Consider the following 20,154-nt stretch of genomic DNA (forward strand, 5'->3'; position numbering starts at 1 on the left):
CGGGCCTGGCGGTGCCCGGCCCCTGCATGCCCTAGTAGAATTGTCGCAGCGTCAGCATGCGCTCGCTGCCGTCGCACAGCGTGAGCGCCACGGTGCGGCCGGGCGCGCCTGCGCTCCATTCGATCGGCCGCCCGGCGACGGGCACGCCGTCGGCGGCGCAGATCGTCTCGCCTTCGTGCCAGCCCGATTCGGCGGCGGGCGAGCCGCGCATCACGTGCAGCACGCGCAGATGCGTGCCCTCGGCACCGAGCAGCAGCCCGCTGGTCGAGCGGAGCACCGGCGCGGCGGCCATGGCACCGGGCTGGAGCACCATCCGCCCGGCGCGCGGATCGAGCAGCACCCGGTAGCGCAGCAGCAGCCCGGTGCCGATCCGGCCGGCAACGCCCGCGGCGGCGGAATAGCCGCCCTCTCCCTCGATGCGCAGCTCGGTCTCGGGCAGGGCGGCGCCGCCGAGCGTGAAGCCGTTCACCACCGCGACTTCGCTGACCAGGGGGCCGCCGATTCCCCAGCCCAGGGTGGTGGAGATGGCGGCGCCGCGATAATCGGCACCGGCCCAGGCGGCACGGCTCAGCGTCACCGAAGCGCCGTCGCCGGTATCGACGATCATCGGGCGCAGGCGCGTGCCGGCCAGGCGGATCTCGGTGACCGGTACGCCGGCGTCGCGCTGGAGCGCGAGCGGCGCGGTGGTGCCGGTGAAGGGCAGGCGGCCCGTCGGCAGGATGCGGAAACGGCGCACCGCATAGTCGATGTCGAGCGCGCAGCAGCTCAGCACGTCGCTGCCGATCAGCAGGTCCGCGCCGAACCGCTCCTGGCCGGGCGCGTCCGGGATGGCGATGCGCCCGCCGCGCCGGGTGAGCCCGCCGATGACGAGCGTGCCGCCGGGCGCCCAGGCGACTTCCACGCCGCCGCCGATCGCCAGGGCGGGCTGGCGGTGCCCGGCGGCGAGCCGCGCGCGGGTGGCGAAATCCTGGGTGGCGAGCGTGTTGGTGAGCCCGGTGTCGAGCACGGCGCGCACGGGCCGGCCGTTCAGCACTGCCTCGAAGCGGATCTGGTTGGAGGGCGTCAGGTCGAACGCGATCCAGCGCGCTTCGCTGTCGGACGCCAGGGTGATGCCGTCCTTCGCTTCCGCGCCGCTGGAAACGGGAGGAACCGAGGCGAGCGCGAGGGGCAGGAGGAAGCCGAGCACCGGCATGGTCTAGCCGGTCAGGCGATCAGAGGCACGCCTCGAGCAATGCCTGGTCGAAGCCATATTGCTTGGCCTTGTCGAGCGTATAGGGGCGCAGGCCCATCGAGCGATATTCGCCGATGATCTTGCCGTCGGCGCTCTCGTCCAGATATTCGAACTTGAACAGCTCCTGGGTGACGATCACCGGGCCTTCCATGCCGATCACCTCGGTGACGTTGGTCACGCGGCGGCTGCCGTCGCGCAGGCGCTTCACCTGGATGATGAGATCGACCGAATCGGCGATCTGGCGGCTGATCGCTTCCTTGGGCACCTTGATGTCCGACATCATCACCATGTTCTCCATGCGGGCGAGCGCCTCGCGCGGGGAGTTGGAGTGGAGCGTGCACATCGAGCCGTCATGGCCGGTGTTCATCGCCGACAGCATGTCGAAGCATTCGGATCCGCGAATTTCGCCCAGGATGATCCGGTCCGGGCGCATGCGCAGCGCGTTCTTGACGAGATCGCGGATGGTGATCTCGCCCTGGCCTTCCAGGTTGGGCGGGCGGGTCTCCAGCGGCAGCCAGTGCGGCTGCTGCAGCCGGAGTTCGGCCGCGTCCTCGATCGTCAGCACGCGCTCGCCCGGGTCGATCATCTTCGACAGGGCGTTGAGCATCGTCGTCTTGCCCGAGCCGGTACCGCCCGAGATGACGATGTTGAAGCGGCTGGCGCCCGCGATCTTCAGCATCGTCGCCATCTTCTGCGACATCGATCCGCCCTGGGCCATCATGTCGAGCGTGATCGGCTTGGCCGAGAATTTACGGATCGAGATCGCGGTGCCGCGCAGGCTCAGCGGCGGCACGATCACGTTGACGCGGCTGCCGTCCTTCAGGCGGGCGTCGGCCAGCGGCGTGGTCTGGTCGACGCGGCGGCCGACCGAGTTGCAGATGCGCTGCGCGATCTGGAACAGATGCTCCTCGTCGCGGAACTGGATATTGGCCAGCTCGAGCTTGCCCTTGCGCTCGACAAAGGTCTGCTCGGGGCCGTTGACCATGATGTCCGAGATGGCCGTATCGGCGAGCAGCTCCTCGAGCGGCCCCAGGCCGAGCAGCTCGTCGACCAGCACCTTTTCGAGCGCGAACTGTTCGCGGCGGTTGAGCGTGAGCTTCAGTTCGGCGAGCACCTCGCCGATGATCGGGCGGAATTCCTCGGCCAGCTCATCCTTGCTGAGCGTCGCGGCCGCTTCGGGATCGACGCGCTCGAGCAGGCGCGGCAGCACCTGTTCCTTGATGCGGTGAATCGAGGCCTCGAATCCCTCGACGCGCGAATTGCCCTGCTCGCCGGCCGCGGCCTGGCGATCGGCGAGGCGCTGCATCGCCTCTGCGCTGGCGACGCTGGGGCCGCTCGGGTCACGTTGCTCGAACCCGTCGGCGCCGCCCTGGCCGGGCAGCGGCACCGAGTTGATCGGCGGGAATTGCTCGCCGCCGAGCGGCGCGGGATCCACCGGGCGCGGCAGCGGCCCGCCGCCCTGCATCGGCCGTGCGACACCGAACGCCGGCCGGCCTGCCGGTCCACCACCCAATCCGCTGCGTCGTCCGAAAGCGCTCATCAGAATCCAATGTCCCCTCGTTCGGCGAGCGTTAACCGCGAAGGCTTGAGATTTGCCTAATCTTCCGCGGCCGGCGGCGATGTGGGCGCGGCGCGGGCGCAGCCGCTATGGACGGCCATGCGCTTCTCCCCCTCATGATCGTAGATCGTCATGCGCCGCACGGCTTCGCAGCGGCGGACATAGCGAATGACCTGGGCGACATTCGCTTCGTTCAGCGGCGCGGCTGGAAGCGGCTCCTGGACGACGACGGTCTCGGGCTCCGCGCGCAGCACGCGGCGCAGCTCGGCCACTTCGTCGATGCCGCTCGCGCCCGATTCCGCGCCTTCGTAGAAATGGGCGGGGAAGGCGAGGATAGTGGGCGGGGCGCTGCCGATCGCGGCATAGAGATAGCTCGGCATGCCGAACACCAGCAGCCTGCCATGCGGCGTTACCTGACGCACCTGCTCCACCAATGCGGCGGCGGCAGGCCGGGCGCGCGCGCGGACGGGCAGGTCGAACATGTCCGACGTTGCGAGATTCAGGACGAGCAGCGCGGCGAAGCCGAGCGCGCCGATTCCCGGCCGGGCGAAGAAGGGGGCGCCCAGTATCGCCAGCGGTGCCAGCAGGGGCAGGGCATAATGGAGATAGAGGCCGGGAAAGATCGCGACGGCCAGGGTTGCCGCAACTGCCCAGCAGGCGAGGAAATCGAGCGGCGCGGGCCGGCTGGCGCGGCCGCGCAGATAGCCGAGGACCGCGAACAGGAGCGGAAGGCACAACAGCCCGGCCAGCGCCAGCGCGCGCGTCATCCGGCCGGCATCATAGGCGCGGGCGAAGTTCGACAGCACCAGCGCCTGCCACAGCTGCGGGAAATGCCCCATCCACCAATAGGCGAGGCCGATCGCGGCGAGGGGCAGTGCGCCGAGCGCGGCCATCGCCGCGGCGCGAACCGCCAGCGCGCGCCAGTCCATGCCGCTGCGCGCCAGGATCGCGAGGGTGGCGATGCCGAAGAACAGGGCTTCGAACCCCGCCGATTGCTTGAAGCCGATCGCGAGGCCGGCGGTGAACATGCCGAGCAGCACCCGAGGCGGCAGCACGCCGCGCCGCAACTGCGCGATGCTGGCGGCGATCGACCAGGCGGTGGCGAGGATCAGCGGATTGTAGAACACCGCCGCTTCGCCATTCCCGCCGCCAAAGCGCGTGAGCAGCACGCAATAGGCGATGCCGGCCATCGGCGCCGCCGGAAGGGGCGCGATCAGCCGGGCGATTCGCGCGGTGCCATAGCCGCCGAGCGCGGCGAAGACCGTGGCGACGAGCTGATAGGCCAGCGCCGATGGCTGGATCCGGGCGATCGCGGCATAGGTCAGATAGAGGAGCGGCGGCTTGCGGTCCCAGATGTCGACATAGAGAAGGTCGCCGGCAAGGAGCCTGCGCCCGACCAGCGCGAAATACTGGTCGTCCACGGCATAGTTCCACTCGCCATAGGCGGGCCAGCGCACCGCCAGCGCGACGAGCAGGAACAGGGCGAACAGTGCCGGGCGCGCGCGTTCGAGGCCCTGCCAGCGCGCCATTGCCATCGTCTCGGGTCCCCCTTCTCGCTCGCCGGAAGATAGGAGCACGGAGTTAAGACCGGGTAGCGGCCGCGGCTAGAGGAAAGGTCCGCGGGCGCGGGCGCGGGCGTTGCTGGGCGGCATGCCGGCAAGGGCCCGGAAATCGCGGGCCATGTGCGCCTGATCGGCATAGCCGCGCGCGGCGGCGGTGCCGGCGAGCGTGTCCGCGCCCTGCTGGACGTCCTGCAGGGCCTCGCGGAAGCGCAGCAGCCGCAAATAGGTGCGCGGTGCCAGCCCCAGCTCGCGCGCGAAGATGCGTTGCAGGCGACGATGTGGCAGGCCGGTGCGCGCGGCAATCGTGGCGACGCTGTCCGACGCCAGGATCGCCCGGGCTAGCGGCGGCGGCACGGCGCTGGCCAAGGCGCCGGCAAGGTTGGCGACCGGATCGCCCTGCAGGAGCATCGCCAGCGCCGAATCGGGCGCGACTGCGATCCAGTCGTCGGCGAAGCCGGGGCATGGCGCGCCGCCCAGCGCGTGCCATGCCCAGGGCCAGAGCTTGATCGCAGTGAAGCGCGCGTCGCCGCTGAAGCCGAACCGGATCGGACGGTCCGAAAGGCCGGTGGCGAAAAATTCCGGCTGGTCGCGCCGCCATTCGGAGCGGCCGGCATGGCGGCGGATCAGCTCGACACAGCCATCGGGCGTCGCTTCATGTTCCACCCATCCCGGCTGGCTGGCGGCGAGCGTCCACACCGCGGCGACGAGGCCGGCGAGCGCGGGCGGCAAGGGCAGCTCGGCATAGTCCATGGCGCCAGCCTCGCATGTCGCGTCGGTTCAAGCCAGTGCGGGCGGCGCAGCGTATCGCGCGACGCGGAACAGGGAGGAATCGAGATGATCGCCAACATCATTCTGCTCGCCGGACTGGGCCTGGCCGGTCCGCAGGAAATGCCGTTCGGCTGGCTGGTCGGCAAATGGTGCACCGAGCCGCGGGGCGGCCGCACGACCTGCGAGACCTGGGAGCCGATGGGATCGGATCAGGTGATGCGCGGCGTCACCGTCACGACGAGCGCGAAGGGTGAGCGGAGCGAGCCGATGCGGATCAGCGGCGATGCAGGCGGGTTCGTCTTCCATGCCGAGCCGGCCGGACAGGCCGCGACCGATTTCCGGGCGGCAGCGCGCGACGCGGCGGCGCAGGGCGTCACCTTCGTCAACGCGGAACACGATTACCCGCAGCGCATCCGCTATTGGCGCGAGGGCGAGATGCTGATGGCGGAGATTTCGCTGGCCGATGGCGGCAAGCCGATGCGCTGGGCCTATCGGCGGGTCGCCAAGTAACGCGTCCTCCCGGCGAAAACCGGAATCCCGGGCCGTTCTAGGCGGGACGAGAGCCTCCCCGGAATCCCGGCTTTCACCGGGATGACGGAGCGGGCAGGCGGGTCCCGCAGGCTGGCCTCAGCCTTCGGCCTTCTCGGCGAGGACCGTCAGGCCCTTCTCGTTCACTTCCGCGAAACCGCCTTCGATGCGGATCGTCTCCGGCGTGGTGGCGCCGGCCTTGTAGATCTCGAGATTGCCGTCGCGGATGGTCGACATCAGCGGGGCATGGCCTTCGAGCACGCCGAAATCGCCCTCGGTGCCGGGGACGACGACCATGTGCACTTCCTCCGAGCGGAGGAGCTTTTCGGGGGTGACGAGTTCGAAGTGCAGGGTCATTTTCTTACCTTACTCCCTCTCCCCTTCAGGGGAGAGGGCTGGGGAGAGGGGGAGTATCGAGCGCCCGGCGTTCAGGCCCCTCTCCCCGGCCCTCTCCCCGCAAGCGGAGAGAGGGAGGTGTTCCTCTTACGCCTCTTCGGCCAGCTTCTTGCCCTTGGCGATGGCATCGTCGATGCCGCCGACCATGTAGAAGGCTGCTTCCGGCAGATGGTCATACTCGCCGTTCACCACTGCCTTGAACGAGCGGATCGTGTCCTCGATCTGCACGAACTTGCCGTCGATGCCGGTGAACACTTCGGCGACGTGGAAGGGCTGCGAAAGGAAGCGCTGGATCTTGCGGGCGCGCGAGACGGTCAGCTTGTCCTCTTCCGAGAGCTCGTCCATGCCGAGGATGGCGATGATGTCCTGCAGCGACTTGTACTTCTGCAGGATCGACTGGACCGCACGGGCCGTCTCGTAATGCTCCTGGCCGACGACGCGCGGCTCGAGCACGCGGCTGGTCGAGTCCAGCGGATCCACCGCCGGATAGATGCCGAGCTCCGAGATCGCGCGGTTGAGCACGGTCGTCGCGTCGAGGTGGGCGAACGACGTCGCCGGCGCCGGGTCGGTAAGGTCGTCCGCGGGGACGTACACGGCCTGCACCGAAGTGATCGAGCCCTTGTTGGTCGAGGTGATGCGCTCCTGCAGCGCGCCCATGTCGGTCGACAGGGTCGGCTGATAGCCCACGGCCGAAGGAATGCGGCCGAGCAGCGCCGACACTTCCGCGCCCGCCTGGGTGAAGCGGAAGATGTTGTCGACGAAGAACAGCACGTCCTGGCCTTCGACGTCGCGGAAATATTCGGCGATCGTCAGGCCCGACAGCGCGACGCGGGCACGGGCGCCCGGCGGCTCGTTCATCTGGCCATAGACCAGCGCCACCTTCGAACCTTCGCTGATCGCGTTGCCGTCGGCGTCCTTGGCGATGACGCCCGCGTCGAGGAACTCGTGATAGAGGTCGTTGCCCTCACGGGTCCGCTCGCCGACGCCGGCGAACACCGAGGTGCCGCCATGGCCCTTGGCGATGTTGTTGATCAGTTCCTGGATGAGCACGGTCTTGCCCACGCCGGCGCCGCCGAACAGGCCGATCTTGCCGCCCTTTGCGTACGGCGCGAGCAGGTCGATGACCTTGATGCCGGTGACGAGGATCGCGCTCTCGGTCGACTGGTCGACGAACAGCGGGGCCTCGGCATGGATCGGCGCGCGCAGGTCGGTGCCGACCGGGCCGCGCTCGTCGATCGGCTCGCCGACGACGTTGAGGATGCGGCCGAGCGTGGCGGGGCCGACCGGCACCCGGATCTGCGAGCCGGTGTCGGTCACGGTCTGGCCGCGGGTCAGGCCCTCGGTCGAGTCCATCGCGATCGTGCGGACGGTGTTCTCGCCCAGGTGCTGCGCGACCTCGAGGACGAGCGCGTTGCCGTTGTTGTCGGTCTCGAGCGCCGAGAGAATCGCCGGCAGCGCGCCTTCGAAGGCGACGTCGACGACGGCGCCGATCACCTGGCTGATGCGGCCGACATTGTTGGTCGTCGTCGGCAGAGTGCCGGCGGCATCCGCCTTCGGCTTGGTTGCGCGCGGCTTGCGGGCGGGCTTCTCTGCGGTCGGAGCTTCGGTTGCCATTGCTGTTTCCTCGTTCGAACGGTCTTAGAGCGCTTCGGCGCCCGAAATGATTTCCACCAGCTCGGTGGTGATCGCGGCCTGGCGCTGACGGTTGTACAGCGTGTTGAGGCGCTTGATCAGGTCGCCGGCGTTGCGCGTGGCATTGTCCATCGCGGTCATCTTGCTGCCCTGCTCCGACGCGGCGTTCTCACGCATCGCGCGGTAGAGCTGCACGGCGACGTTGCGCGGCAGCAGGTCGGCGAGGATCGATTCCTCGTCGGGCTCATAGGTGACGGCGGCGCCGCTGCCCGGCGTCTCCGCGGCCGCTGCCGGGACGGCGACCGGGATGATCTGCTGCGCGGTCGGCTCCTGGGCGAGGACCGACTTGAAGGTGGAGTAGAAGAGCGTCGCCACGTCGAACTCGCCCGCCTCGAAGCGCGCGATCAGGTCGTCGGCATAGCCGCGGGCATCGGCGAAGCCCAGCTTGCCCAGGTCGCCCGGCTCGATCGAATGGACGATGTCCTTCGGGAACTGGCGGTTGAGCACGGCGCGGCCCTTGCGGCCGATCGTGTAGATCTTCACCGTCTTGCCCTGCGCCACCAGCTCCTGTGCGTGGCGGCGGGCCAGGCGGGCGATGTTGGTGTTGAACGCGCCGGCCAGGCCCTTGTCGCTGGTGGCGACGACGAGCAGGTGCACCTGGTCCTTGCCGGTGCCGGCGAGCAGCTTGGGCGAGCTTTCGCTCACCGTCACCTTGCCGGCCAGGCTGGCGACGACGCCTTCGAGGCGCTGGGCATAGGGGCGCCCGGCCTCGGCCGCTTCCTGCGCGCGGCGCAGCTTGGCGGCGGCGACCATCTTCATCGCCTTGGTGATCTTCTGCGTCGACTTCACCGAGCCGATGCGGATCTTGAGGGCCTTCAAACTTGCCATTTACGAATTCCGAGCAAGGGCCAGACGGCCCGCGAGACCAACAAATGCGACGCCGAGAACGCCCTCGATCCAGCGCATCGCGCTGCTCTGCTTCGCGGCGCGGCCCGCACGGGCGGCCACGAAGCTGATGCCGGCGAGCCAGAAGCCGCCGAGCACATAGGGCACCGCGATCAGCAGTGCGCCCTTGAGCGGAGCGTCAGGGCCGGTGCCGACGAACTGCGGCAGGATGGCGAGGAAGAACAGCGCGACCTTGGGATTGAGCGCAGTGGTGAGCAGCCCCTGCCAGAAGGGCTTGCCCAGCGCGGGCGCCTCGGCGGCGGCCGCTGCCGGCCGAACCGCGCCGCGGACCAGCTTGAAGCCGAGCCAGGCCAGGTAGATCGCGCCGGCGGTCTTCACCACCGTGAACAGCGCCGGGAAGACCGACAGTATGGCGAGGAAGCCGAAGCCGCACAGCGCCATGTACCACAGCCCGCCGAGCACCACGCCCGAGACCGCCGCCAGGCCGGCCCGCACGCCTCCTCGCGCCGCGTGACCCGCGACGAGCATGGTGTCCGGCCCGGGCGTCAGCACGAGGCCGACGCTGAGCAGCGTCCATGCGAGGAGGGAGTGGTCGGCCACCGGCTGGCGATCAGGCGAAGGTCTTGGCGAACGCCTCGAGGGCGGCCTTGAGCTTTGCCTTCACCTCGTCCGACAGGTCCTTCGAGTCGCGGATCGCGCTCAGGATATCGGCGTGGTTCGCGCGCAGGTCGGCGAGCATCGCCGCTTCGTAGCGCACCACGTCCTGCACAGCGACGGTGTCCAGGAAGCCCTGGGTGCCGGCGAAGATCGACGCGGTCTGCTCCTCGAAGGGCAGCGGGTTGAACTGCGGCTGCTTGAGCAGCTCGGTCAGGCGCGCGCCGCGGTTCAGCAGGCGCTGGGTCGAGGCGTCGAGGTCCGAACCGAACTGCGCGAACGCCGCCATCTCGCGATACTGCGCGAGGTCGAGCTTGATCGAGCCCGAGACCTTCTTCATCGCCTTGGTCTGCGCCGAGGAGCCCACGCGCGACACCGAGAGGCCGACGTTGATCGCCGGGCGGATGCCGGCGTTGAACAGGTCGGTCTCGAGGAAGATCTGGCCGTCGGTGATCGAGATCACGTTGGTCGGGATATAGGCCGACACGTCGCCCGCCTGGGTCTCGATGATCGGCAGCGCGGTGAGCGAGCCGTTGCCATTGGCGTCGTTGAGCTTGGCGGCGCGCTCGAGCAGGCGGCTGTGGAGATAGAAGACGTCGCCCGGATAGGCTTCGCGGCCCGGCGGACGGCGGAGCAGCAGCGACATCTGGCGATAGGCGACGGCCTGCTTCGACAGATCGTCGAACACGATCAGCGCATGCATGCCGTTGTCGCGGAAATACTCGCCCATCGCGGTGCCGGTGTACGGCGCGAGGAACTGCAGCGGCGCGGGATCCGACGCGGTGGCGGCGACGACGATGGAATATTCCATCGCGCCATTCTCCTCGAGCGTGCGCACCAGCTGGGCGACGGTCGAGCGCTTCTGGCCGACGGCGACATAGACGCAATAGAGCTTCTTGCTCTCGTCATTGCCGGCGTTGACGGTCTTCTGGTTGATGAATGTGTCGATCGCGACGGCCGACTTGCCGGTCTGGCGGTCGCCGATGATCAGCTCGCGCTGGCCGCGGCCGACGGGGACGAGCGCGTCGATCGCCTTGAGGCCGGTCTGCACCGGCTCGTGGACCGACTTGCGCGGGATGATGCCCGGCGCCTTCACTTCGACGCGGCTGCGCTTCTCGGCGACGATCGGGCCCTTGCCGTCGATCGGGTTGCCCAGGCCGTCCACGACGCGGCCGAGCAGGCCCTTGCCGACGGGCACGTCCACGATGGTGCCGGTGCGCTTGACGGTGTCGCCTTCGCGGATCTCGGCGTCCGAACCGAAGATCACGACGCCGACATTGTCGGCCTCGAGGTTGAGCGCCATGCCCTGCACGCCGTTCGCGAACTCGACCATCTCGCCCGCCTGGACGTTGTCGAGCCCGTGGATGCGCGCGATGCCGTCACCGACGCTGAGCACCTGGCCGGTCTCGGAGACCTGGGCCTCGGAGCCGAAATTGGCGATCTGGTCCTTGATGACCTTCGAGATTTCTGCGGCGCGGATATCCATGTCTTAGCCTTCAGCCTTTCATCGCGTGCGCGAGGGAATTGAGTCGGGTCTTGATCGAGCTGTCGATCATCTGGCTGCCGATCTTCACGACCAGCCCGCCAAGGAGCGAGGGGTCGACCGAGAGGTCGACGGCCACTTCCCGGCCGATGCGCGCGCGCAGCTGCTGCTTGAGCGCGTCGACCTGATCGGCGGAAAGCGGGTGGGCGGAGGTGACTTCGGCCGTGGTCTCGCCGCGATGGGCGGCGGCCAGCTGGCGGAAGGCGCGGATCACCGCGGGCAGCTGGTTCAGCCGGCGGTTCTGCGCCAGCACGCCCAGGAAGCTGGTGGTGGTGGCATCGAGCTTCAGGCTCGCGGCGACGGCGGCGACGGCCTTGGCGGCGTCGGCACGCGAAACCAGCGGGCTGGCGGTCAGCGCCTTGAAGTCGCTCGATTCGGCAAGCGCCCTGGCCACGGTGCCGAGGCTGGCCTCGACCTGGCCCAGCGCCTTCGAATCACGCGCGAGCTCGAACAGGGCGGTAGCGTAGCGTCCGCTTAGGCTTGCCTGGATACCGGCGGAATTCTCCACGCGATCGGGTTCCTCTCGGAGGTTCGGGTTTCAGCCCCATATGAATTGGGGGCCGATTTCCGGCTCCATCAAAGTATTACTCTGACGGCTGCCCCATACGGCCCCCTATGGGTCGCGGCGCGGTTAGCATCGGTGTCACGGGGATGCAACCCGAGTCCGATTCGCACGCCACGAACGGCTCTTGAAACAAGGACTGCCCCGGGCATGTACCGAATCGTTTCGTGTGGTAAACGGCGCCCGCGACGACCTTTTGGGGGAAGGGTGAAGTGAACAAGCGGATTCTTGGCGGCATCGCAGTCGCGGGCCTGATCGCCGGCATCGCCCATGCCGAAGTGCTGGAGATCCGCGGCGAGCTGGCCGCGCCGAACCGCGAGGCCAGCCTGTTGCGCTCGATCTCGATCGACCGGATCGAGGGGCAGGACGGCGAAGCGCTGGCGCGGGCAATCGAGCAGGGGCTGTCGGGCACGCATTTCAGCCTGATGGGCGGCCGCGCCGGGCGGAACAATGCCGAGGGCTCGCTCACCGGCGGCGTGACGACGGGCGTCGACGAATCGCCGTTCCGGCGGCGCGAGAAGCGCTGCGTCGAGAAGGACAGCGCCAATCAGAAGAAGTGCGTCCGGGAGGAGGAAGTCGAGCTGCGCTGCCGCCGCCGGATCGTCAGCGTGAAGGCCGATCTGCGCCTGGTGCGCAATCGCGACGGGCGGATCGTCTATTCGACGACCAAGCCCTTCACGCAGGAGAGCAGCTGGTGCGAAGGGAACGAGGGGCGCCCGGCGCCGGTGGAGGAAGTGATCGCCGATGCGATCCGCAATCTCGGCCATTCGGTGCGCGGCGACATCGCGCCGACCGTCTCGACCTATACCATCCGCGTACGCGAGAGCGACAAGGGGATGGCCAGGGACCAGGCGAAGCGCTTCAAGGAACTGGTGAAGCTGACCAAGCGCGACGTGCGCGGCGCCTGCGCCGGCTGGGCGGCTCTTGCGGCGGAAGTGCCGGACCATCCCTCGATCAGCTTCGACCTGGGCCTCTGCGCCGAGCAGGCGGGCCAGTATGAGAAGGCGCTGGAGCTGTACCACGCGGCAGCGCGTGCCGGGGCGTCCGAGGGCAGGGAGGGCGCCGACCGCGCGATCCGGCTGATCGCCGGCCGGGAGGATGCGGCGATTCGCGCGCGGTGGCGGTGAAGCTTCGGTAGGGGCCGAAGCGTCGCTTCTCCGATCGGCCGCATCCGGCGGGCCGATTGGAGGAACCGATGCTCGAACCGATTCTCGCCACGCCCCACGGAACCGCGCCTGCCGGGGAGGGGATGCGCCTGGCCGGCGATGCTGCCATGCCGGCGTTGCGCATGCGCCGCCTGGCCGGACCGGGGGCTCCGGTGCTCTATGTGCACGGCGCCACTTTTCCATCGGCGCTGTCGGTCGGATGGCGGATCGACGGGTGGTCGTGGATGGACGACCTGCGGGCGCGAGGCTTCGACGTCTGGGCGTTCGACTTCGCCGGCTATGGCGGGTCGGAGCGGCCGGCGGCGATGCAGGGGAATATGCCCTATGGCCGGGCAGGCGCCGCCGCGGAGCAGATCGCGCGTGTCGCGGCGCATATCCGGGCGCGGCGCGGCGGTGCGAAGCTCCTGGTGATCGCGCATAGCTGGGGGACGATCCCCGCCGGCATCTTTGCCGGGGCGTGGCCGGAAATGGTCGAGCGGCTGGTGCTCTTCGGCCCGCTCGCGCAGAGGGAGGCCGGTGGCGGCCTCATGCCGGCCACGGGCGCGAATCTCGTCACGCGCGAAGACCAGTGGCGCAGCTTCCAGTCCGGCGTGCCCGAAGGCCGGGGTTCGCCGATCGCGCCCGAGCGTTTCGACGCCTGGGCGGGTGCCTATCTCGCCAGCGATCCGGGCAGCGCGGAGCGGGATCCGGCGGGCGTCGTGGTGCCGAGCGGGCCGGATGCCGATTTCGCCGATGCCTGGTCGGGGCGCTTTCCCTATGATCCCGGCGTGGTGCGCGCGCCGACCATGATCGTGCGCGGTGCCTGGGACCCGCTGGCGGGCGACGCGGATGTGGCGTGGCTGGCGAGCCGGCTGAACGGCGTGCCGGGCGGTGCGCGCCGCGTCACGCTTGCCGGCGGTGCGCACCGGATGCACCTGGAGAATCGCCGACGGGCGCTCTTCGACGCCGTTGGCGATTATCTCCTCGGGCGTTAGCGCCCGCGATTGCCGCCCTGACGGCCACCGCCCTGTCCGCCCTGGCGCTGGCCGCCGCCCTGGGTCGGCCGCGGCTGCCACTTGCGCTTCGGGCGGGCATAGTTGCGGGGCTGCTCGCCCTGGGGGGCGTCGAAGCGGCGCGGACGCGGCTCGCCGGCGGCCGCGCCGGCCGCCTCGGGACGCGGACCGCGCTCGTCATGGCGACGCGGCTGATCGCTCCGCGGACGGTCGTCGCGCTGGCCGGGGCGGCCGCGCTGCGGCTGGCCCGGGCGGCGGCCGTCGCGCTGCATTTCGCGGCCACGGGCGCCGTTCTGCTGGTCGCGGCTCTGCGGCACGTTGACGCGGCTGGTCTTGATCTTCTCGGCAGCGGCAACGAAGCCCTCGGGCAGCGGCACGACGGCGAGCTTCTGGCGGATCAGCCGCTCGATGTCGCGCAGATACGGCCGCTCGTCATCGGCGCAGAAGCTGATCGCCACGCCGTCATTGCCCGCGCGCGCGGTGCGGCCGATGCGGTGGACATATTGGTCCGCCACGTTCGGCAGCTCGAAGTTGAAGACATGGCTGACGCCCGACACGTCGATGCCGCGCGCCGCGATGTCGGTCGCGACGAGGATCTTCACCTTGCCCGCGCGGAACTCGCCGAGCGCGCGCTCGCGCTGCGGCTGGCTCTTGTTGCCGTGGATCGCGTTGGCGGCGACGCCGTTGCCCGCGAGCAGGCGGACGACGCGGTCGGCGCCGTGCTTGGTGCGGGTGAACACCAGCGCGCGATCGATCTCGATCTCCTTGAGCATCATCGTCAGCAGCGCCTGCTTCTCGGCCTGCTGGACGAAAGTGACGCGCTGCTCGACGCGCTCGGCCGTGGTCGCCTCGGGGGTGACCTTCACTTCCACCGGCTCCTTGATGAACTGGCCGGCGAGCTCGCGGATCGTCTTGGGCATGGTCGCCGAGAAGAACAGCGACTGGCGCTTGGCCGGCAGCTCTCGGACGATGCGCTTGAGGGCGTGGATGAAGCCCAGGTCCATCATCTGGTCGGCCTCGTCGAGCACGAAGATCTCGAGGCCCATCAGGATCGCGTAGCACTGGTCCATCAGGTCGACGAGGCGGCCCGGCGTGGCGACGAGGATGTCGACGCCCTTGGCGAGATCGGTCTTGTTCTTGTGGATCGACGTGCCGCCGAAGATGGTGGCGACGGTGAGGCGGGTGCCCTTGGCATAGTGGCGCGCCTGGTCGGCGATCTGGCTGGCCAGTTCGCGCGTCGGGGCGAGCACCAGCATGCGGCAGCCGCGCGGCTGGGCGCGCTTGCCCGATGCGACCAGCCGGTCGATCGAGGGGAGCATGAAGGCGGCGGTCTTTCCGGTGCCGGTCTGGGCGATGCCGAGCAGGTCGCGTCCTTCGAGGAGCGACGGGATTGCCTTGGCCTGGATCGGCGTCGCCTCGCTATAGCCCTTGGCGGCAAGCGCGGCGAGAACGGTCTCCGAGAGACCGAGTTGATTGAACTGCATTATAAATCCTGTGCATACGGCCGGCGCACGCCGGACGGAGCCCAGGTGCGAAGGCGGGGTCAAAAATGACGACCCGCGTGACTAGGGAAGCCGTGGAAAACAATCGAGGCGGAGCCTGGGCCCTTGGGGTAAACCCGCATGCCCGATCACGCTGCATGACGCCTCGGATGGCGGCCATATGGCGATGAAAACGATTTTAGTCAAGGAAGCCGGCCGCCAGGGCCCCGGGCCGCGACGCCTGCGCGGCTGCACGCCCCTATGGCATCCCCGTATATTCGCGCGGTCGATGGCCGAGCCGCACCGCTTCGGTCTGGCCGTGGAGCATCGGGTCCTGGAAGGCGCAGCGATTGTCCCACTGGCCCGGGCAGAGCGCCGGCGTGGCGGCGTCGAATATCGCGGCGATCAGCGCGTCGTCGAACGGCCGGTCCGGGAAGCGGGAGAAGCGCAGATGGACCATCCGCGCCAGCGCGAGCGGCGTGACCCAGGAGGTGTGGGCCGCGGTGACGGGCATGAGCGCCGTGGAGAAGTCGTCCGACTGGAGCAGCGGCGTCCGGTTGAACGGCCATGGCCGCGCGGGCAGGACGCCGGTGTTGACGAAGATGTCGGCTTCCGCCCTGGCCGGCCAGCCCTGCAGCGCGGCGATGTCGCCGCGGCCGGCATCGTCGAGCCCGGAGGTCAGGGCGGTGAAATAGCCCACGCGGACCCGATTGTAATGGGCGGCAATGCGCTGGTCGTAGGGCGCGTCGTGGAGCCCGTCATTCTCCGAGCCGGCCTGCACCGTCAGCACGCCCGGCGTGCCGAACAGCGCGGCATAGATCGGCGCATAGGCGGCGAGCTTGTCGCGCAGGACGCCCTCGGCGGGAAGCGGCTTCGCGCACGCCGCCTGCCAGCCGTCGCGGACCGTCTGGAAGGTGTGGCCGGCGCTGTAGTTGACGAACCGGACATTGTTCGCACGCATCAGCGCGACGATCGCGTCCGCCGCGCGCTGCGCCGCCTGCACCAGCTCGGCCTGCACCGCAGCCGTGCCGGACGCATCGCAGTAGCGCGTAGGCGCGATGTCCTCGAGGTCGATCGAATCGAGCAGCACCAGCGGCTGTGCCGGGACGTTGTCGGCGAGCAGCGAGAAGACGGTGCTGCCATGCCCGACATTGTCGAAGGCGATGTCGGGATAGGCCTGTTTCGCCGCGTCGCCGATTGGCGCGAGCCGCTGGCTCGGCACATGGGTGGGGCCCGAGAAGCGGTCGAGCGCGCTCCACAGCGCCGTCGGGATGCGCCAGCCGGTCGTGGCGGCATTCGCGGCGCCGCCCTCGCCCAGGCGGAAATAGCCCTTGATGTGCTTGCGAAAGCGGATCGCGCGGACAGGCAGGCGCGGCAGATTGTCGATGATCAGCACCGCTTCGCCATTGCCCGGCGCCATCTCGAATTCGGCGGGGCTGTAGGCGCGATCGGTCCAGGCGCAATCGGGGCCGGCGGGCCGGCAAGTGTCGGCGAGGATGGCGGCCGCCGCGTCGTTGATCGCCTGGTCGAGTGGATCGCCGGTAGGGGACGGGCTGGGCGACGGGCTCGGGCTGGGCGTCGGCGTGGGGGCGGGCCCGGGCGGCGTGCCTCCACCCCCGCCGCCGCTGCAGGCGGCGAGCAGCAGGGGCAGGAGCAGCGATGTGCGTCGTGACATGTTCCATCCTCGTCCGGTGCGTGCGCAGGGAGGACGGAGCCCGGCGGCGGCGCCAATCGGGACTGCGACCGGGGCGGAGTTTCATGCGACGAAATGGCGAGGCGCGGGCCTTGCCGTTGCGCAGGTGAAATTAACGCCGGTGAACGCTTCCGCAAAGCACTCGTTAACGCATCGCCCGCTAGGCTCGAGGCGCCAACCATGGAGCCCCAAATTGCTCGTCGCCAAGCTTGAGATCCTCGGAGACATCGACCGCCGCGGTGCGATCCGGTTCGACACGGATTCGCCCTCGACATTGCGCACGCCGGATGGCGGGCCGATCGACGTGCAGGTCGAGGATTTCTCGCGCACGGGCTTCCGCTTCACTTCGGAGCTCGATCTGCCGGAAGGCACGCTCGTCTCGCTCGGCCTTTCGGGTGCCGGATCGCGCGCCGCCAAGGTGGTGCGCCGCTCGGGCAACACTTATGGCTGCGCCTTCATGAAGGCGTTGACCGAGGAAGAGATCGCGCACGCCTTTCGCGGCCAGGAGCATGTGCTCGCCGATCTCTCGGCCGCGCTCGCCGCGCGGTTCGGCACGGGCAAGGCGCATGCGAAGCCGACGATCCCGCCGCTGCGCCGGCTGATCAGGCGGCCGACCCGCGAGGACTGAAGTCCCGCTCGCGATAGGCGAACCAGTCGAAATCGGCGGGGAGGCCCGCGCCGGACAGGTCCTGGCAGGCCATCCCAACGAAGGCGCCGGTGAAGTTGGGCAGGCCGGGCGCACTCGCTTCGTCGGACAGGATCGAGGCGTCGAACTGTTCGGCCAGCCATTGCCAGTCGCCGCCCGGCACGCGCCAGGCGAAGCGCAACCGCTCGTAATCGACTTCGGCCCGCAGCTCGACCGGCCCTTCGGGGATGGCGATCGGCGCGGTGAACGCATCGGCCTGGGGCGAATCGGGCAGCGCCGACATCACTCGGAGATGACGGCCGACCTCCTCGTCGTGCGAGACGTGGAGATAGTGGAACTTGGACGCATTGTAATAGGCGACCAGCCCGGCCGCCTGCTGGAAATGGCGCGGCGCGAACTCCAGCAGGCACGAAGCCGAATAGCAGAAGGCCTGTTGCCGCCGCGCGACCAGGGCCTGGGTGAACAGGCTGCCGATCGACTCCCGGCCATATAGCCGCAGATGGCCGGGGCGGGCGCCCAGGCTGAGGATCGCCTCCGGCTCGGGCGTGCGCAGCCATTGGAAGTCGATCGGCAGGGCCGGATCGTCGAAATCGGCGCGGGTATCGGCGGGCCTGCGGCCTTCGGGGCCGGGCACGTCCCGCATCGGCAGGCCGGGTTCGCCGAGGGTGTAGAGCCAGCCGTCCTCGCCCCAGCGCATCGGCTGGATCGCCGTCTCGCGGCCCAGCACGCACCGCCCGCGATTGGGGAGCGGGCGGCCGCAGAGATAGACCAGCCAGGGCTCGCCCGCCGGCGTCTCGACCAGATCGGCATGGCCGGCGCGCTGGAGCGGCGCGTCGGGCCGGGTGCGGCTGGAGAGGATGTGGATGTCGGGGTGGAGCTCATAGGGGCCGGTCAGGCTGCGCGAGCGCGCCATGGTCACCGCATGGTTCCAGCCGGTGCCGCCCTCGGCGGTGAGGAGATGATACCAGCCGTCGCGCCTGTAGAGATGCGGTGCCTCGGTGAGTCCCAGCGCGGTACCGGGGAAGATGTTGAGTCGCTCGCCGATCAGGCGCCGCTCCGCCGGCGAATATTCCTGCAGCACGATCCCGGCGAAGCGGTTGCGGCCCGGCCGATGGTCCCAGAGCATGTTGAGCAGCCATTTCCGCCCATCCTCGTCATGGAAGAGCGAGGGATCGAAGCCGCTGCTGTTCAGGTGGATCGGATCGGACCATTCCCCCGCGATCGTCTCGCAGGTGACGAGATAATTGTGGAAGTCGCGCAGGCTGGCGCCCGATGCGCCGCCCACCGTGGTGCGGCCATAGCGCTTCACATCGGTGTAGATCAGGTGGAAGCGCGCGCCGTCATGCGAAAGGCACGGCGCCCACACGCCGCATCCGTCCGGATCGCCGCGCATGTCGAGCTGGCGGGCGCGGACGAGCGGCCGGGCGACCAGCTCCCAGTTCGCCAGGTCGCGGCTGTGGTGGATCTGCACGCCGGGAAACCACTCGAAGGTGGACGTGGCGATGTAATAGTCGTCGCCCACCCGGACGATCGACGGGTCGGGATTGAAACCGGGCAGGATGGGATTGCGGGTCATGCGGGCTTGCGCACCAGGGTCCAGAGCACGGCCGCCGCGACGAGATCGAGCAGTCCGAGCGCGATGAAGAAGGGGGTATAGCCGATCGAGGCGACCAGGCTGCCCATCAGCAGCGAGAAGATCAGGATCGAGGCATTGGCGCAGGTGCCGGCCAGGCCGGCGACGGTGCCCAGCTCGTCGCGGCGGAACAGGTCGCTCGCCATGGTGATCACGGTGACCGAGAGCGTCTGATGCGCGAAGCCGCCGAGCGAAAGCAGCGCGACCGCCGCCCAGGCGCTCTCCACCGTGCCGACGAACAACATGCCCGTCATCAGCACCGCGCCCAGGGTGAAGGTCCAGCGGCGCGCATCGATCAGGTCGACGCCGCGGCGCTGGAGCCACAGCACCACCGCCGGCCCGAACAGGCAACCCAGGTCGGCGGCGACGAAGGGCAGGAAGGCGGAGACGGCGATCTCGGCCAGGTCGAAATGGCGGACCTTCACCAGATAGAGCGGCAGCCAGAAGGTGAGCGTGCCCCAGGTCGGATCGGCCAGGAAGCGCGGGATGGCGATGCCCCAGAAATTGCGCTGGCGCAGGATCGACAGGATCGAGGGCCGCGCCCCCGCCGCCTGGATATGCTGCTCCTGCCCGGCCAGGATATGGGCGCGCTCCTCCTCGCCGATCTCGGGATGCTCGGCGGGCGGGCGATAGAAGCGCAGCCAGAGCAGCACCCAGAACAGGGCGAGCGCACCGGCGATCACGAAGGCCGCCCGCCAGTTCCACATCCAGATCGACCAGGCGACGAGCGGCGCCGCCAGCGCCGATCCGGCCGAGGCGCCGAGATTGTAGATGCCGCCCGCCAAGCCGCGCTCGCGCGCCGGAAACCATTCGGAGACGACCTTCAGCCCGCCGGTGTGCGAGGTGCCCTCGGCAAAGCCCAGCGCGCCGCGCAGGCCGAACAGCATCTGCCAGTTGAAGGCGAGGCCATGCGCCATGGTCAGCACGCCCCAGCAGCTGGCGAAGACGGCAAGGCCCGTGCGCAGGCCGATCGTGTCGAGGATATAGCCCACTACCGGCTGCAGCATCACGCCGGCCTGGAAGGCGGCGGTGATCCACGAATATTGATGCTCGTCGATGCCGAGGTCGGGCATGAACACGGGCGCGGCGACCGCGAGGGTGGAGCGCGTGAGATAGTTCACGATCGTGCCCAGCATCACGATGCCGATGATCCACCAGCGCAGGGCGCGCGTGCGTCGCCAGAAGGACATGGCCTCTCCCGTG

Annotated in this window: 18 protein-coding genes; 4 read left to right on the forward strand and 14 right to left on the reverse strand. The window is 69.3% G+C overall.

The genetic code is table 11. The features are described from left to right. Positions 1–31: 31 nt before the first annotated feature. From BGP17_RS16410 to BGP17_RS16425, 4 genes are all read right to left on the reverse strand, one after another. Positions 32–1,186 (reverse strand): aspartyl protease family protein, encoded by a 1,155-nt coding sequence (locus tag BGP17_RS16410; protein ID WP_286712723.1) that lies wholly within the window; start codon positions 1,184–1,186, stop codon positions 32–34. A gap of 25 nt (positions 1,187–1,211) precedes the next feature. After that, positions 1,212–2,771: a TadA family conjugal transfer-associated ATPase gene (locus tag BGP17_RS16415; RefSeq protein ID WP_167299502.1), complete on the reverse strand. Its 1,560-nt coding sequence runs from the start codon at positions 2,769–2,771 to the stop codon at positions 1,212–1,214. Positions 2,772–2,827: 56 nt separating this feature from the next. After that, positions 2,828–4,318, reverse strand: coding sequence for a hypothetical protein (locus BGP17_RS16420; RefSeq protein WP_286712725.1), 1,491 nt, complete (start codon positions 4,316–4,318; stop codon positions 2,828–2,830). Positions 4,319–4,393: 75 nt separating this feature from the next. Next, positions 4,394–5,101, reverse strand: coding sequence for an AraC family transcriptional regulator (locus BGP17_RS16425; RefSeq protein WP_286712727.1), 708 nt, complete (start codon positions 5,099–5,101; stop codon positions 4,394–4,396). An 84-nt stretch (positions 5,102–5,185) separates the two neighbouring features. Here BGP17_RS16425 and BGP17_RS16430 point away from each other — a divergent pair, with 84 nt between their 5' ends. Then, a complete protein-coding gene (locus BGP17_RS16430) occupies positions 5,186–5,629 on the forward strand; it encodes a DUF6265 family protein (RefSeq protein ID WP_286712729.1) in 444 nt (147 codons plus the stop codon). 117 nt (positions 5,630–5,746) lie between these two features. Here BGP17_RS16430 and BGP17_RS16435 read toward each other — a convergent pair whose 3' ends face one another. The 6 genes from BGP17_RS16435 to BGP17_RS16460 form a co-directional block, all read right to left on the reverse strand. After that, positions 5,747–6,004 (reverse strand): ATP synthase F1 subunit epsilon, encoded by a 258-nt coding sequence (locus BGP17_RS16435; RefSeq protein WP_167299498.1) that lies wholly within the window; start codon positions 6,002–6,004, stop codon positions 5,747–5,749. 126 nt (positions 6,005–6,130) lie between these two features. Further along, positions 6,131–7,657, reverse strand: a complete 1,527-nt coding sequence (atpD, locus tag BGP17_RS16440) for a F0F1 ATP synthase subunit beta (protein ID WP_286712730.1) — start codon at positions 7,655–7,657, stop codon at positions 6,131–6,133. A 24-nt stretch (positions 7,658–7,681) separates the two neighbouring features. Beyond that, positions 7,682–8,563, reverse strand: coding sequence for a F0F1 ATP synthase subunit gamma (locus tag BGP17_RS16445; RefSeq protein WP_167299497.1), 882 nt, complete (start codon positions 8,561–8,563; stop codon positions 7,682–7,684). Further along, positions 8,564–9,181, reverse strand: a complete 618-nt coding sequence (locus BGP17_RS16450; RefSeq protein ID WP_286712732.1) for a LysE family translocator — start codon at positions 9,179–9,181, stop codon at positions 8,564–8,566. Between the two features lie 10 nt (positions 9,182–9,191). Further along, positions 9,192–10,721, reverse strand: coding sequence for a F0F1 ATP synthase subunit alpha (gene atpA, locus BGP17_RS16455; RefSeq protein ID WP_167299496.1), 1,530 nt, complete (start codon positions 10,719–10,721; stop codon positions 9,192–9,194). Positions 10,722–10,731: 10 nt separating this feature from the next. Then, the gene (locus tag BGP17_RS16460) at positions 10,732–11,286 is read right to left on the reverse strand and encodes a F0F1 ATP synthase subunit delta (RefSeq protein WP_167299495.1); all 555 of its coding nucleotides are present in this window, start codon (positions 11,284–11,286) and stop codon (positions 10,732–10,734) included. 266 nt (positions 11,287–11,552) lie between these two features. On the opposite strand from BGP17_RS16460, the gene BGP17_RS16465 reads away from it, so the two are divergent. Next, positions 11,553–12,467 carry a tetratricopeptide repeat protein gene (locus BGP17_RS16465; RefSeq protein ID WP_286712734.1) on the forward strand — a complete coding sequence of 305 codons (915 nt, stop codon included), beginning with the start codon at positions 11,553–11,555 and terminating at the stop codon, positions 12,465–12,467. A 68-nt stretch (positions 12,468–12,535) separates the two neighbouring features. Beyond that, positions 12,536–13,480 carry an alpha/beta hydrolase gene (locus tag BGP17_RS16470; protein ID WP_286712737.1) on the forward strand — a complete coding sequence of 315 codons (945 nt, stop codon included), beginning with the start codon at positions 12,536–12,538 and terminating at the stop codon, positions 13,478–13,480. Here BGP17_RS16470 and BGP17_RS16475 read toward each other — a convergent pair. Both BGP17_RS16475 and BGP17_RS16480 read right to left on the reverse strand, forming a co-directional pair. Then, on the reverse strand, positions 13,477–14,982 hold the full coding sequence (locus BGP17_RS16475; protein ID WP_286712739.1) for a DEAD/DEAH box helicase: 1,506 nt from the start codon (positions 14,980–14,982) through the stop codon (positions 13,477–13,479). The genes BGP17_RS16470 and BGP17_RS16475 overlap by 4 nt on opposite strands. A gap of 256 nt (positions 14,983–15,238) precedes the next feature. Then, positions 15,239–16,654: a hypothetical protein gene (locus BGP17_RS16480; protein ID WP_286712741.1), complete on the reverse strand. Its 1,416-nt coding sequence runs from the start codon at positions 16,652–16,654 to the stop codon at positions 15,239–15,241. 211 nt (positions 16,655–16,865) lie between these two features. Between BGP17_RS16480 and BGP17_RS16485 the strand changes: the two genes are divergently transcribed. Further along, a complete protein-coding gene (locus tag BGP17_RS16485; RefSeq protein WP_167299491.1) occupies positions 16,866–17,300 on the forward strand; it encodes a PilZ domain-containing protein in 435 nt (144 codons plus the stop codon). Here BGP17_RS16485 and BGP17_RS16490 read toward each other — a convergent pair. Together BGP17_RS16490 and BGP17_RS16495 are read right to left on the reverse strand one after the other, a co-directional pair. Then, a complete protein-coding gene (locus BGP17_RS16490) occupies positions 17,275–18,894 on the reverse strand; it encodes a glycoside hydrolase family 43 protein (protein ID WP_286712743.1) in 1,620 nt (539 codons plus the stop codon). The two genes, BGP17_RS16485 and BGP17_RS16490, sit on opposite strands and share 26 nt — an antisense overlap. Beyond that, a complete protein-coding gene (locus BGP17_RS16495) occupies positions 18,891–20,141 on the reverse strand; it encodes an MFS transporter (RefSeq protein WP_286712745.1) in 1,251 nt (416 codons plus the stop codon). The genes BGP17_RS16490 and BGP17_RS16495 overlap by 4 nt, the downstream gene beginning before the upstream one ends. Positions 20,142–20,154: the final 13 nt, after the last annotated feature.

Source organism: Sphingomonas sp. 67-41, assembly GCF_001899725.1.
Classification (GTDB): domain Bacteria; phylum Pseudomonadota; class Alphaproteobacteria; order Sphingomonadales; family Sphingomonadaceae; genus Sphingomonas; species Sphingomonas leidyi.

Bases quoted from the DNA above. Each gene is read 5' to 3' on its own strand.
- BGP17_RS16480 (WP_286712741.1), bottom strand. From the start codon at position 16,654: ATGTCACGACGCACATCGCTGCTCCTGCCCCTGCTGCTCGCCGCCTGC.
- BGP17_RS16445 (WP_167299497.1), bottom strand. From the start codon at position 8,563: ATGGCAAGTTTGAAGGCCCTCAAGATCCGCATCGGCTCGGTGAAGTCG.
- atpA (WP_167299496.1), bottom strand. From the start codon at position 10,721: ATGGATATCCGCGCCGCAGAAATCTCGAAGGTCATCAAGGACCAGATC.
- BGP17_RS16490 (WP_286712743.1), bottom strand. From the start codon at position 18,894: ATGACCCGCAATCCCATCCTGCCCGGTTTCAATCCCGACCCGTCGATC.
- BGP17_RS16425 (WP_286712727.1), bottom strand. From the start codon at position 5,101: ATGGACTATGCCGAGCTGCCCTTGCCGCCCGCGCTCGCCGGCCTCGTC.
- BGP17_RS16415 (WP_167299502.1), bottom strand. From the start codon at position 2,771: ATGAGCGCTTTCGGACGACGCAGCGGATTGGGTGGTGGACCGGCAGGC.
- BGP17_RS16475 (WP_286712739.1), bottom strand. From the start codon at position 14,982: ATGCAGTTCAATCAACTCGGTCTCTCGGAGACCGTTCTCGCCGCGCTT.
- BGP17_RS16470 (WP_286712737.1), top strand. From the start codon at position 12,536: ATGCTCGAACCGATTCTCGCCACGCCCCACGGAACCGCGCCTGCCGGG.
- BGP17_RS16435 (WP_167299498.1), bottom strand. From the start codon at position 6,004: ATGACCCTGCACTTCGAACTCGTCACCCCCGAAAAGCTCCTCCGCTCG.
- BGP17_RS16495 (WP_286712745.1), bottom strand. From the start codon at position 20,141: ATGTCCTTCTGGCGACGCACGCGCGCCCTGCGCTGGTGGATCATCGGC.
- BGP17_RS16420 (WP_286712725.1), bottom strand. From the start codon at position 4,318: ATGGCGCGCTGGCAGGGCCTCGAACGCGCGCGCCCGGCACTGTTCGCC.
- BGP17_RS16430 (WP_286712729.1), top strand. From the start codon at position 5,186: ATGATCGCCAACATCATTCTGCTCGCCGGACTGGGCCTGGCCGGTCCG.
- atpD (WP_286712730.1), bottom strand. From the start codon at position 7,657: ATGGCAACCGAAGCTCCGACCGCAGAGAAGCCCGCCCGCAAGCCGCGC.